10 protein-coding genes and 1 pseudogene are annotated in these 13,632 nt (G+C 71.9%); 10 read left to right on the top strand and 1 reads right to left on the bottom strand.

The features are described 5' to 3' along the window. The first annotated feature begins 4 nt into the window (after positions 1-4). The 10 genes from ACZ3ZD_RS14950 (at position 5) to ACZ3ZD_RS14995 (ending at position 11,947) form a co-directional block, all read left to right on the top strand. The gene (locus tag ACZ3ZD_RS14950) at positions 5-1,921 is read left to right on the top strand and encodes an acetyl/propionyl/methylcrotonyl-CoA carboxylase subunit alpha (RefSeq protein ID WP_467396772.1); all 1,917 of its coding nucleotides are present in this window, start codon (positions 5-7) and stop codon (positions 1,919-1,921) included. 17 nt (positions 1,922-1,938) lie between these two features. After that, complete coding sequence (locus ACZ3ZD_RS14955; protein WP_467397200.1) at positions 1,939-2,874, top strand: hydroxymethylglutaryl-CoA lyase; 936 nt, start codon at positions 1,939-1,941, stop codon at positions 2,872-2,874. 5 nt (positions 2,875-2,879) lie between these two features. Beyond that, on the top strand, positions 2,880-4,040 hold the full coding sequence (locus tag ACZ3ZD_RS14960; protein WP_467396774.1) for an acyl-CoA dehydrogenase family protein: 1,161 nt from the start codon (positions 2,880-2,882) through the stop codon (positions 4,038-4,040). 293 nt (positions 4,041-4,333) lie between these two features. After that, a complete protein-coding gene (locus ACZ3ZD_RS14965) occupies positions 4,334-4,765 on the top strand; it encodes a hypothetical protein (RefSeq protein WP_467396776.1) in 432 nt (143 codons plus the stop codon). A gap of 107 nt (positions 4,766-4,872) precedes the next feature. After that, positions 4,873-5,919, top strand: a complete 1,047-nt coding sequence (locus tag ACZ3ZD_RS14970) for an ABC transporter substrate-binding protein (protein WP_467396778.1) — start codon at positions 4,873-4,875, stop codon at positions 5,917-5,919. A 50-nt stretch (positions 5,920-5,969) separates the two neighbouring features. Next, positions 5,970-6,812 carry a siderophore-interacting protein gene (locus tag ACZ3ZD_RS14975; RefSeq protein ID WP_467396780.1) on the top strand — a complete coding sequence of 281 codons (843 nt, stop codon included), beginning with the start codon at positions 5,970-5,972 and terminating at the stop codon, positions 6,810-6,812. A gap of 120 nt (positions 6,813-6,932) precedes the next feature. Next, a complete protein-coding gene (desA, locus tag ACZ3ZD_RS14980; RefSeq protein WP_467396782.1) occupies positions 6,933-8,375 on the top strand; it encodes a lysine decarboxylase DesA in 1,443 nt (480 codons plus the stop codon). Then, the gene (locus ACZ3ZD_RS14985; RefSeq protein WP_467396784.1) at positions 8,359-9,645 is read left to right on the top strand and encodes a lysine N(6)-hydroxylase/L-ornithine N(5)-oxygenase family protein; all 1,287 of its coding nucleotides are present in this window, start codon (positions 8,359-8,361) and stop codon (positions 9,643-9,645) included. Before desA ends, ACZ3ZD_RS14985 begins: the two co-directional genes overlap by 17 nt. Continuing rightward, entirely contained in the window at positions 9,642-10,181 is a 540-nt protein-coding gene (locus ACZ3ZD_RS14990; RefSeq protein WP_467396786.1) for a GNAT family N-acetyltransferase, read from the top strand. Before ACZ3ZD_RS14985 ends, ACZ3ZD_RS14990 begins: the two co-directional genes overlap by 4 nt. Next, positions 10,178-11,947: an IucA/IucC family protein gene (locus ACZ3ZD_RS14995; protein ID WP_467396788.1), complete on the top strand. Its 1,770-nt coding sequence runs from the start codon at positions 10,178-10,180 to the stop codon at positions 11,945-11,947. Before ACZ3ZD_RS14990 ends, ACZ3ZD_RS14995 begins: the two co-directional genes overlap by 4 nt. Positions 11,948-12,023: 76 nt before the next feature. On the opposite strand, the pseudogene ACZ3ZD_RS15000 reads toward ACZ3ZD_RS14995, so the two are convergent. Beyond that, a pseudogene (locus ACZ3ZD_RS15000) lies at positions 12,024-13,624 on the bottom strand (beta-N-acetylhexosaminidase). Positions 13,625-13,632 lie beyond the last annotated feature (8 nt).

The following is a 13,632-nucleotide window of genomic DNA, read 5'->3' on the forward strand; positions in this document are numbered from 1 at the left end:
AACCGTGTTCGACACAGTGCTGGTGGCCAACCGGGGCGAGATCGCCGTACGCGTCATCCGTACGCTCCGCTCGCTGGGCGTGCGCTCGGTGGCGGTCTTCTCCGACGCCGACGCCGACGCGCGGCACGTCCGGGAGGCCGACACGGCGGTACGGATCGGTCCGGCGCCGGCCGCCGAGAGCTATCTGTCGGTGGAGCGGCTGCTGGAGGCCGCCGCCCGCACCGGCGCCCAGGCCGTCCACCCGGGATACGGCTTCCTCGCCGAGAACGCGGGCTTCGCGCGCGCCTGCGAGGAGGCGGGGCTGGTCTTCATCGGCCCGCCGGCCGACGCGATCGCGCTCATGGGCGACAAGATCCGCGCCAAGGAGACGGTGCAGGCGGCCGGGGTGCCGGTGGTGCCGGGCGGCCGGGACCCCGATCTCGCCGAGGCGGCCCGCGAACTGGGCGCGCCCGTGCTGCTCAAGCCGTCCGCCGGCGGTGGCGGCAAGGGCATGCGGCTGGTGCGGGACATGAGCGTGCTGGAGGAGGAGATCGCCGCCGCCCGCCGGGAGGCCCGCGCCTCCTTCGGTGACGACACCCTGCTGGTGGAGCGGTGGGTCGACCGGCCCCGGCACATCGAGATCCAGGTGCTGGCCGACGGCCACGGCAACGTGGTGCACCTCGGCGAGCGCGAGTGCTCCCTGCAGCGGCGCCACCAGAAGATCATCGAGGAGGCGCCGAGCGTGCTCCTCGACGAGGGGACCCGGGCCGCGATGGGCGCGGCGGCCGTGCAGGCGGCCCGCTCGTGCGGGTACCGGGGCGCGGGCACGGTGGAGTTCATCGTCCCGGGCGGCGACCCGTCGTCGTACTACTTCATGGAGATGAACACCCGCCTGCAGGTGGAGCACCCGGTCACCGAACTCGTCACCGGGCTCGACCTGGTCGAGTGGCAGCTGCGGGTGGCGGCCGGGGAGCGGCTCGGGTTCGCGCAGGAGGACCTGCGGCTGACCGGGCACGCGGTGGAGGCCCGGATCTGCGCCGAGGACCCGGCGCGCGGGTTCCTCCCGTCCGGCGGCACGGTGCTGCTGCTGGACGAGCCCGGGGGCGACGGCGTCCGCACGGACTCCGGGCTGAGCGAGGGCACCGAGGTGGGCAGCCTGTACGACCCGATGCTGTCCAAGGTGATCGCGTACGGCCCCGACCGCGCGACGGCGCTGCGCAGGCTCCGGGCGGCGCTCGCGGAGACGGTCACGCTGGGCGTGCAGACCAACGCGGGCTTCCTGCGCCGGCTGCTGGCCCATCCGGCGGTGGTGGCGGGCGAGTTGGACACCGGTCTGGTCGAGCGGGTGGTGGACGAGCTGGTGCCGGCCGAGGTGCCGGAGGAGGTGTACGAGGCGGCGGCGGCCGTGCGGCTGGAGGCACTGCGTCCGCGCGCGGAGGGCTGGACCGACCCCTTCTCGGTGCCGAGCGGCTGGCGCCTGGGCGGCACCCCGAAGCCACCGTCCTTCGCCCTGCGGGTGCAGGAGCCGGTGACCCACACGCCCCGGGGCACCCACACGGTCACCGGCGACCGGGTGTCCGTCACCCTCGACGGCGTCCGGCACACCTTCCGCCGCGCCGGCGACTGGCTGGGCCGCGACGGCGACGCCTGGCACGTGCGCGACCACGACCCGGTCGCCGCCTCCCTGAACCGCTCGGCCCACGCGGGCGCCGACTCGCTGACCGCACCCATGCCGGGCACGGTGACGGTGGTGAAGGTGGCCGTCGGGGACGAGGTGGCCGCGGGTCAGAGCCTGCTGGTGGTGGAGGCGATGAAGATGGAGCACGTCGTCTCCGCCCCGCACGCCGGCACGGTCGCCGAGCTGGACGTGACGCCGGGCAGCACGGTCGCCATGGATCAGGTGCTGGCCGTCGTCGCACCGCACGAGGAGGTGGCGCCGTGACCGCCGGGTCACTGCCCATGGTCGTACCGGCCCCGGGCCTGCCCGCACGGGTGCGGATCCACGAGGTCGGCGCGCGCGACGGGCTGCAGAACGAGAAGAGTGCCGTACCGACGGCGGTGAAGGCGGAGTTCATCCGCCGGCTGGCCGGCGCGGGCCTGACCACGATCGAGGCGACGAGCTTCGTGCACCCCAAATGGGTGCCCCAGCTCGCGGACGCCGAGGAGCTGTTCCCGCTGGTCCGGGAGGTGGGCGCCGACCTGCCGGTGCTGGTGCCCAACCAGCGCGGCCTGGACCGGGCGCTGGCCCTCGGCGCCGACCGGGTCGCCGTGTTCGCCAGCGCCACCGAGTCGTTCGCGAAGGCCAACCTCAACCGCACGGTGGACGAGTCCCTCGCGGTGTTCGAGCCGGTGGTGCGGCACGCCAAGGACCAGAACGCGCACGTGCGCGGCTACGTGTCGATGTGCTTCGGCGACCCGTGGGAGGGCGCGGTGCCGCTGCACCAGGTGGCCCGGGTCTGCACGGCCCTGCGGGACATGGGCTGCGACGAGCTGAGCCTCGGCGACACGATCGGCGTGGCCACCCCGGGCCATGTGCTCGAACTGCTGTCCCTGCTGAACGAGGAGGGCGTGCCGACGAACGTGATCGGCGTGCACTTCCACGACACGTACGGCCAGGCGCTCGCCAACACGCTCGCGGCGCTGCAACACGGCGTGACCACGGTCGACGCCTCGGCGGGCGGGCTCGGCGGCTGCCCGTACGCCAAGTCCGCCACCGGCAACCTCGCCACCGAAGACCTCGTCTGGATGCTGCACGGACTCGGCATCGAGACGGGGGTCGACCTCGGCCGTCTGACCGCCACCAGCGTGTGGATGGCCGCCCATCTGGACCGGCCCAGCCCGTCCCGAACCGTCCGCGCACTCGGTAATCCGACACAGCCCCACAAGGACCAGTGATCAGCATGGACCACCGCCTCAGCCCCGAGCTGGAGGAACTCCGCCGTACGGTCGAGCAGTTCGCGCACGACGTCGTGGCGCCGAAGATCGGCGACTTCTACGAGCGGCACGAGTTCCCGTACGAGATCGTCCGTGAGATGGGCCGCATGGGCCTGTTCGGGCTGCCGTTCCCGGAGGAGTACGGCGGGATGGGCGGCGACTACCTGGCGCTCGGCCTCGTGCTGGAGGAACTGGCCCGCGTGGACTCCTCGGTGGCCATCACGCTGGAGGCCGGGGTGTCGCTGGGCGCGATGCCGATCCACCTCTTCGGCACGGAGGAGCAGAAGCGGCGCTGGCTGCCCCAGCTGTGTTCCGGCGAGATCCTGGGCGCGTTCGGGCTCACGGAACCGGACGGCGGCAGCGACGCGGGGGCGACGCGTACGACGGCCCGGCTGGACCCGGACACCGACGAGTGGGTGATCAACGGCACGAAGTGCTTCATCACCAACTCCGGTACGGACATCACGGGCCTGGTGACGGTGACGGCGGTGACCGGCCGCAAGCCGGACGGCAGGCCGGAGATCTCGGCGATCATCGTCCCGTCCGGCACGCCGGGCTTCACGGTGGCGGCGCCGTACTCGAAGGTCGGCTGGAACGCCTCCGACACCCGCGAGCTGTCCTTCGCGGACGTCCGGGTGCCCGCCGCCAACCTGCTGGGCGAACAGGGCCGCGGGTACGCCCAGTTCCTGCGCATCCTGGACGAGGGCCGTATCGCGATCGCCGCCCTCGCCACGGGCCTGGCGCAGGGCTGCGTGGACGAGTCGGTGAAGTACGCGCGCGAACGCCACGCCTTCGGCAGGCCCATCGGCGCCAACCAGGCCATCCAGTTCAAGATCGCCGACATGGAGATGAAGGCCCACACGGCCCGCCTGGCCTGGCGTGACGCGGCCAGCCGTCTGGTGGCGGGTGAACCGTTCAAGAAGGAGGCGGCCCTGGCCAAGCTGCACTCCTCCACGGTCGCCGTGGACAACGCCCGTGACGCCACTCAGATCCACGGCGGCTACGGCTTCATGAACGAGTACCCGGTGGCCCGTATGTGGCGCGACTCCAAGATCCTGGAGATCGGCGAGGGCACGAGCGAGGTCCAGCGCATGCTGATCGCCCGGGAGCTGGGCCTGGTGAGCTGACGCCCACCCGACAGGAGGTGCGGGAGCCGGTACCCCGGCCGGCCGCGGTGGCCCTGGAGCCGGCCGGGCGGGGGCTGCTCGGCGTGCGCCGCACGCGGGCCGAGCGCTGCCCCCGGCCCACCGATCCGGCGCTGAACGCTCCGCGACCGCAACGGGAGTTGGCCGACCCGGAGCGCCGGCTCCCGACGAGCGGCCGGCTGACCGGGGACCGAACCACCGGGCGGCGCCAAGGGAAACCGGGGCGCCGGTACCGTGGCAGGCACGCCTGACCAACGTATCCGATGGAGACTCCCGTGAAGCGCACCCCCCGTATAGCCGCCGTTCTCGCGCTCGGCGCCGTCCTGGTCGCCCTAACGTCCGCCTGCACCAAGGAGGCCGCGACGCCGGACAGGGCCGGGGTGGCGGAGAAGCTGCCGGCCGACACGGACGGGACGCGGTCGAAGAAGAACGCCGCGGACTTCCGGTCCTGGGTCGCGGAGCACGGCACGGCGGAGCAGAAGGCCGCCGCCCCTCGCGTGGACCGCATCCTCGGCGAGTGGAACGCGCAGACGGGCAACGCCTACATCTCCACGGACATCAACGGCGGGAAGGCCCCGGTCGAGGACGCACGGGCCACCGCGGCGGCCATCGTCAAGGCCTTCGCGTCGTGGAAGGACACGAAGCAGGGCTACGCCTCCGTCTACGACGTCTACGGGAACGCCGTCATCACCCACTACACGTTCTGACGCTTCGCGGACCGGCACCCGCCCACTGGACATCAGATGAGGTTAGGCTAACCTACCTTGGAACTTGTCCGGCGGGCGCTCCGCCCCGTGCGAAAGCAGTCGTACCCATGCCCCTTGCCCGTGCCACCCACCTCACTCGCCGCGGCCTGCTCGCCGCCGGCGGCGCCCTCGGTCTCGGTGCCGCGCTCGCCGCCTGCGGGGACGACAAGGGCGGGGACAGCGGCTCGGGCACGGGGGCGAAGGGCGGGAAGCCCGGCCCCTGGTCCTTCCGGGACGACCGCGGCCAGACCGTGAGGCTGGACAAGGTCCCCGCGAACATCGTCGCGTTCACCGGTGTCGGCGCCGCGCTGTACGACTACGGCGTCCAGGTGAAGGGCGTCTTCGGCCCGACGAGGACCACCGCCGGCAAGCCCGACGTCCAGGCCGGCGACATGGACATCAGCAAGGTCACCGTCCTCGGCAACGCCTGGGGCCAGTTCAGTATCGAGAAGTACGCCTCCCTCGCCCCGGACGTGCTCATCACCACGATGTTCGACGACGCCGGCACCCTCTGGTACGTCCCGGACGAGTCGAAGAAGAAGATCGCCCAGCTCGCCCCCAGCGTCGGCATCTCCGTCTACGACCGCCCGCTCACCCAGCCGCTGCAGCGCATGTGGGACCTCGCCGAGTCGCTCGGCGCGGACATGAAGGCCGCGAAGGCCGCCGACGCCAGGAAGCGCTTCGAGGACGCCGCCGCCCGGCTGCGCGCGGCCGCCAAGGCCAAGCCCGGCCTCAGGGTGATGGCCGGCTCCGCGAGCGACCAGCTGTTCTACGTCTCCGGCACCAACCTCTCCGTCGACCTGGAGTACTTCAAGTCCCTCGGCGTGCACTTCGTGGAGCCGCCGGAGAGCGCCAAGAAGCAGGGCGGCGGCTGGTACGAGTCGCTCAGCTGGGAGAACGTCGACAAGTACCGGGCCGACATCATCATGATGGACGACCGCTCCTCGGCCATCCAGCCCGCCGACATCACCAAGGCCACCTGGAAGAAGCTGCCCGCGGTCAAGGCCGGGCAGGTCATCCCCCGCTCCCCCGAGCCGATCCTGTCGTACGACAAGTGCGTGCCGCTGCTGACGAACCTGGCCGAGGCCCTGGAGAAGGCCAGGAAGGTCGCCTGACCCCGGCCGAACCCCGGCAGAGCCCTGGACCCCCACTCTCAGGAGCCCCCATGACGACGGCCGTAGCCGCCCCGTTCCGTTTCTTCGCCCTCCAGGTCGTACGGACGAGGCGGCTCGGTCCGTCTCTGGTCCGGGTCACCTTCGGCGGAGCCGATCTGCACGCCTTCCACTCCGACGGCCGGGACCAGTCCCTGTCGCTCTTCCTCCCGCATCCCGGGCAGAGCGAGCCCGTCGTCCCGCTGGAGCTGGGCGACGACTGGTGGCAGGGCTGGCGCGAACTGCCCGACGACGTGCGGGCGGTGATGCGCTCGTACACGCTCAGGGCGCTGCGCCGGGATCCCGACGAGGTCGACATCGACTTCGCGCTGCACGGGGTCGCCCCGGGCGCCGCCGCGACCGCCGGGCCGGCCTCCCGCTGGGCCGCGCGGGCCGCCGCCGGCGACCGGGTGCTGCTGCTCGGGCCGGCCGTCGCCGACAACCGGGCGATCCGGTTCCGCCCGCCCGGGGACACCGGGCTCGTCGTGCTGTGCGGCGACGAGACCGCCGTACCGGCCGCGACCGCGATCCTGGAGTCCCTGCCCGCGGGCAGCCGGGTCCGGGCCTGGCTGGAGGTGCCGCACGCCGGTGACATCCAGGACGTGCGCACGGAGGCGGACGCGGAGATCACGTGGCTCGTACGGCACGACGGCTCCCCCATGGCCGTCGACGCCGTACGGGCCGCCCGACTCCCCGGCGCCGAGCGGGCGTACGTGTGGCTCGCGGGCGAGTCCGGTCAGGTGAAGGCGCTGCGGCGGCACTTCGTCGGCGAGCGCGGGGTGGACCGGCGGCGCGTCACCTTCGTCGGCTACTGGCGGCAGGGCATGACGGAGGAACAGCTCCGCGCCGCGGAGTAGGCGCCGGGCGCACCCCGGTCGGTGACACCGGCCACGCAGAGGTGCGCTCCGGCCCGTTCAATTTAGGTTAGGCTAACCTAAGTTCATCTCGCACGGACCGTCCCCTCGGAGGACCCCCACATGCGCTCGCACCTGCTCAATGGCCTCACCGCGGAGCACTACCGCCGCTCCGTGACCGAAGGAGTCGAGCGGGTGGCGGCCAAACTCGCCACCACAGACCGTCCATTCACCGGCGTCACCGTGGACGCCCTCGCGCCCGCCGTCGACGCGATCGACCTGGACCGCCCGCTCGGCGACACCACCGCCGTGCTGGACGAACTCGAGGGCGTCTACCTCCGGGACGCCGTCTACTTCCACCACCCCCGCTACCTCGCCCACCTCAACTGCCCGGTCGTCATCCCGGCGGTGCTGGGCGAGGCCGTGCTCTCCGCGGTCAACTCCTCGCTGGACACCTGGGACCAGTCGGCCGGCGGCACCCTCATCGAGCGCAAGCTGATCGACTGGACGGCCGCCCGCATCGGCCTCGGACCCGCCGCCGACGGCGTCTTCACCTCCGGTGGCACCCAGTCCAACCTCCAGGCGCTGCTGCTGGCCCGCGAGGAGAGCAAGGCCCCCTCGCTCGCGGACCTGCGCATCTTCGCCTCCGAGGTCAGCCACTTCAGCGTGCAGAAGTCCGCCCGACTGCTCGGCCTCGGACCGGACGCCGTCGTCTCCGTCCCGGTCGACCACGACAAGCGCATGCAGACGGTCGCCCTCGCCCACGAGCTGGAGCGCTGCGCGCGCGACGGCCTGGTCCCCATGGCCGTCGTCGCCACCGCCGGCACCACCGACTTCGGCTCCATCGACCCGCTGCCGGAGATCGCCGAACTGTGCGCCCGGTACGGCGTCTGGATGCACGTCGACGCGGCCTACGGCTGCGGACTGCTCGCCTCGGTGAGGTACCGGGACCGCATCGACGGCATCGAGCGCGCCGACTCGGTCACCGTCGACTACCACAAGTCCTTCTTCCAGCCGGTCAGTTCCTCCGCCGTGCTGGTCCGGGACGCGGCCACGCTGGGGCACGCCACCTACCACGCGGAGTACCTCAACCCGCGCCGCATGGTGCAGGAACGTATTCCCAACCAGGTCGACAAGTCCCTCCAGACCACCCGCCGCTTCGACGCCCTCAAGCTGTGGATGACGCTGCGCACGATGGGCGCCGACGGCATCGGGCAGCTCTTCGACGAGGTGTGCGACCTGGCCCGGGAGGGCTGGAAGCTGCTGGTAGCCGACCCCCGCTACCACGTCGTCGTCGAGCCCAGCCTGTCCACCCTGGTCTTCCGCTACATCCCGGCGGCCGTCACCGACCCCGCCGAGATCGACCGCGCCAACCTGTACGCCCGCAAGGCGCTGTTCGCCTCCGGTGACGCCGTCGTCGCGGGCACCACGGTGGCCGGCCGCCACTACCTGAAGTTCACCCTGCTCAACCCCGAGACCCGGACGGACGACATCGCCGCCGTCCTCGATCTGATCGCCGGCCATGCCGAGCAGTACCTGGGAGAGTCCCTTGACCGCGCGTCCTGAAGCCCCGCACCGTATCCACGACTTCGTGGGAATCGGGCTCGGCCCCTTCAACCTCGGCCTCGCCTGCCTGACCGAGCCGATCGCCGAACTGGACGGCGTCTTCCTGGAGACCAAGCCGGACTTCGCATGGCACCCCGGCATGTTCCTGGAGGGCGCCCACCTCCAGACGCCGTTCATGTCGGACCTGGTCACCCTGGCCGATCCCACCTCGCCGTACTCCTTCCTGAACTACCTGAAGGAGAAGGGCAGACTGTACTCGTTCTACATCCGCGAGAACTTCTACCCGCTGCGGGTCGAGTACGACGACTACTGCCGCTGGGCCGCCGGGCAGCTGAGCAGTGTCCGCTTCGGCACCACGGTCACCGAGGTGACGTACGAGGACGAGCTGTACGTCGTCCGCACCGAGGCCGGCGACACCCACCGCGCCCGGCACCTGGTGCTCGGCACCGGCACGGCACCCTTCGTACCGGAGGCCTGCCGGGACCTCGGCGGGGACTTCCTGCACAACTCCCGCTACCTGCACCACAAGGCGGAGCTGCTGAAGAAGAAGTCCGTCACGGTCGTCGGCAGCGGGCAGAGCGCGGCCGAGATCTACTTCGAGCTGCTCTCGGAGATCGACGCCCACGGCTACCAGCTCAACTGGGTCACCCGCTCCCCGCGGTTCTTCCCGCTGGAGTACACCAAGCTGACCCTGGAGATGACCTCCCCGGACTACATCGACTACTTCCGGGCGCTGCCCGAGGAGACCCGCTACCGGCTGGAGAAGCAGCAGAAGGGCCTGTTCAAGGGCATCAACTCGGACCTCATCGACTCGATCTTCGACCTGCTGTACCAGAAGAACGTCGAGAGCGGCGGCCGCCCGGTGCCCACCCGGCTGCTCACCAACTCCACGCTGCGCACGGCGGCGTACCGGGACGGCGCGTACACGCTCGGCTTCCACCAGGACGAACAGGGCAAGGACTTCGAGATCCGCACCGAGGGCCTGGTCCTGGCCACCGGCTACCACTACAGCCCGCCGGCCTTCCTGGACCCGGTCCGGGACCGCCTGCGCTTCGACCGGCACGGCCGCTTCGACGTCGGCCGCAACTACGCCATCGACGTCACCGGCCGGGGTGTCTTCCTCCAGAACGCCGGCGTCCACACCCACAGCATCACCAGCCCCGACCTGGGCATGGGCGCGTACCGCAACGCGTACATCATCCGTGAGCTGCTCGGCGCCGAGTACTACCCGGTCGAGAAGACCGTCGCCTTCCAGGAGTTCGCGGTATGACCAGTCCCACCCTGACCTTCACGTTCCGTCCCGTCGACCCGCCGACCGACGCCGAGCTGCTGCACTCCTGGGTCACCCACCCCAAGGCGGCCTTCTGGATGATGCAGGACGCGCGGCCGGAGGACGTCGAGCGCGCCTACGGGGAGATCGCGGCCGACGCGCACCACCACGCGCTGCTCGGGCTCCTCGACGGCACGCCCGCCTTCCTGATGGAGAGGTACGACCCCGCGCACCGGGAGCTGGCCGGACTGTACGAGCCGCGGCCCGGCGATGTCGGCATGCACTTCCTCACCCCCGCCACCGGCGCCCCCGTGCACGGGTTCACCAGGGCCGTCATCACCGCCGTGATGTCCCACCTCTTCGAGGATCCGTCGGTGCGGCGGGTCGTCGTCGAGCCGGACGTCCGCAACACGGCCGTACACGCCCTGAACGCGGCCGTCGGGTTCGTGCCCGAGCGGGAGATCGACAAGCCGGAGAAGCGGGCCCTGCTGAGCTTCTGCACCCGCGAACAGTTCGAGAAGGCGGTGACCGCATGACCCTCGCCGACGCCGTGGCCCATCTGTCCCCCGAGCGCTGGGCGACCGCCAACCGGCTGCTGCTGCGCAAGGCGCTCGCCGAGTTCGCGCACGAGCGCCTGATCACCCCGGAGGAGGACGGCGAGGGGTACGTCGTCCGCAGCGACGACGGGCTCACCAGCTACCGGTTCCGCGCCCGGCGCCGGGCCCTGGACCACTGGCAGATCGACGCCGACTCCCTCACCCGGCACCGGGACGGCGACGAACTCCCCCTCGCCGCGCTGGACTTCTTCATCGAGCTGAAGGAGTCCCTGGGGCTGAGCGACGAGGTCCTGCCGGTGTACCTGGAGGAGATCTCCTCGACCCTGTCGGGCACCTGCTACAAGCTCACCAAGCCGCGGGTGACCTCCGCCGAACTGGCCCGCGGCGGCTTCCAGGACATCGAGACCGGGATGACCGAGGGCCACCCGTGCTTCGTCGCCAACAACGGGCGGCTCGGTTTCGGCGTCCACGAGTACCTGTCGTACGCCCCCGAGACGGCGAGCCCCGTCCGGCTGGTGTGGCTGGCCGCGCACCGCTCGCGGGCCGCGTTCACGGCCGGCGCCGGGATCGAGTACGAGTCGTTCCTGCGGGACGAGCTGGGCGAGAAGACGGTGGAGCGGTTCCGCGCCGTCCTCACCGACCGGGGCCTGGACCCGGCCGACTACCTGTTCATACCGGTCCACCCCTGGCAGTGGTGGAACAGGCTGAGCGTCACCTTCGCCGCCGAGGTGGCCCGTGAGCTGCTGGTCTGTCTCGGCGAGGGCGACGACGAGTACCTGGCCCAGCAGTCGGTCCGGACCTTCTTCAACACCAGCGCCCCGCACAAGCACTATGTGAAGACGGCCCTGTCGGTCCTCAACATGGGCTTCATGCGCGGTCTGTCGGCCGCCTACATGGAGGCGACCCCGGCCATCAACGACTGGCTGGCCCAGCTCATCGACGGCGACCCGGTGCTGAGGTCCACCGGCCTGTCGATCATCCGGGAGCGGGCCGCCGTCGGCTACCGGCACCTGGAGTTCGAGCGGGCCACCGACCGCCACTCGCCCTACCGCAAGATGCTCGCCGCGCTGTGGCGGGAGAGCCCGGTGCCCTCGCTGCGGGACGGCGAGACCCTCGCGACCATGGCCTCCCTGCTGCACGTCGACGACGAGGGCGCCTCCCTCGCGGGCGCGCTGATCGAGCGCTCCCGGCTGAGCCCGGCCGAGTGGCTGCGGCGGTATCTGCGGGCCTACTACATCCCGCTGCTGCACAGCTTCTACGCCTACGACCTGGTGTTCATGCCGCACGGCGAGAACGTCGTCCTGGTGCTGGAGGACGGCGTGGTGCGGCGGGCGGTCTACAAGGACATCGCCGAGGAGATCGCCGTCATGGACCCGGAGGCGGCCCTGCCGCCCGAGGTGCGGCGGATCCGGGTCGAGGTCCCCGAGGACAAGAAGCTGCTGTCGATCTTCACGGACGTGTTCGACTGCTTCTTCCGTTTCCTCGCCGCCCACCTCGCCGCCGACGGCGTGCTGACGGAGGACGACTTCTGGCGCACGGTCGCCGAGGTCACCCGCGAGTACCAGCGGGCGCACCCCGAACTGGCCGACAGGTTCCGCCGGTACGACATGTTCGCCCCCGAGTTCGCGCTGTCCTGCCTCAACCGCCTCCAACTGCGCGACAACCGCCAGATGGTGGACCTCGCGGACCCGTCCGGCGCCCTCCAGCTGGTCGGCACCCTGAAGAACCCCATCGCCGGGTTCTGAGGCCGCCCCGGACGGACTGGCACCCCGCGGTACGGTCCCGCGGGGTGCCCGTCGTCGTGGGGTCGCCCGGGGCGGGTCAGCGGGCCGGCCAGGGCACCTGGGGCGAGCGGTAGTAGCGGATGCCGAGGGCGTCCCAGCGGGGGGCCTGGGCGGCCAGGCGGGTCCGGTAGCCGGCCCAGTCGTGCGTGGCCGGCGGTGACCAGCCCAGTTCGGCGGCGCCGGCGAGGCGCGGGAACGCCATGTACTCGATGTCGGCGGAGTCCGTCACGGTCTCCGTCCACAGGGGCGCCTCGACGCCCCGGATCGCCGAGGCCGGTACTCCGGGCAGGTAGGCGCCGGGGTTCCAGTCGTAGGAGCGCCGCACCTCCACCAGGCCGGCCCAGTCCGTGCCGGGACGGGTGTTCCTCGTGTACTTCATGTCCAGGTAGACCCGGTCGGCCGGGGACAGGATCAGGCCCGTGCCGTTCCGGGCGGCCTGCGCGACCTGTGCCTTCTCCGTCGCGCTGGTGCCGTCCAGCCCCCAGTACTGGGCGAGGGCGCCGCGCGCCGGGTGCGCGCCGGTGAGCTGGTGCCAGGCGATGACCGTCTTGCCGTACCGGGCGACGACCGGCTGCACGCGGTCCATGAAGGCGACGTAGTCGGCGTGGCTCGTGGAGTGCGCCTCGTCGCCGCCGATGTGCAGGTAGCGGCCCGGGGTGAGGGCGGCCAGCTCCCGGACGACGTCGTCCACGAAGTCGTAGGTGACCTGCCGCGGCACGCACAGCGAGCTGAAGCCGACCTCGGTGCCGGTGTACAGCGGGGGTGCCACGCCGTCGCAGCTGAGCCGCGCGTAGGAGGCGAGGGCGGCGTTGGTGTGGCCGGGCATGTCGATCTCGGGCACGACCTCCAGGTAGCGGGCGGCCGCGTACCGGACGATCTCCCGGTAGTCCGCCTTGGTGTAGAAGCCGCCCCGGCCGCCGCCGACTTCGGTCGAGCCGCCGTAGGAGGCCAGGCGCGGCCAGGAGTCGACGGCGATGCGCCAGCCCTGGTCGTCGCTGAGGTGCAGGTGCAGCTCGTTGATCTTGTAGAGGGCCAGCTGGTCGATGTAGCGCTTGACCTGGGCGACGGTGAAGAAGTGCCGGGCGACGTCCAGCATGGCGCCCCGGTAGGCGTAGCGCGGGCGGTCCCGCACGGTGCCGCCGGCGATCCGCCAGGCCCGGGCTGGACGGTCCGCCTCTCCACGGCGGCCGGCAGGAGCTGGCGCAGGGTCTGCACGCCGTGGAAGAGCCCGGCGGGGGTGCGCGCGGTGAGGGTGACCCCGCCGGCACCGCTGCGCAGCAGGTATCCCTCGGCGCCGAAGTCGCCGTCGGCCAGGCGGAGCCGGATGCCGCCGGTGCCGCGGTCGGTGACGGGCAGCGGGTAGCCGGTGGCGGGCCGCAGCAGGCCGGCCAGGTACTCGCCGATCCGGCGGACCTCGGCGGAGCCGTCGACGCGCACGCCGGTCGCCCGGGTGATGCGGAACGGCGTCCCGCCCGGGGTGACCGAGGCCGGCGCCGGGACCACCCGGTCCAGCGGGGTCGGGGCGGCGGCCCGCGCCGTGGGCGCCGCTCCCAGGGTGAGGGCGCCGGCCGCCGCGAGCAGCAGCAGGGCGCCGAGGGCACGGGGGGTTCGGGGAGTAGTGCTGTGGTGCCGTCTCACATGCGCTC

The sequence above is a fragment of the Streptomyces sp. NPDC023481 genome (assembly GCF_055560195.1).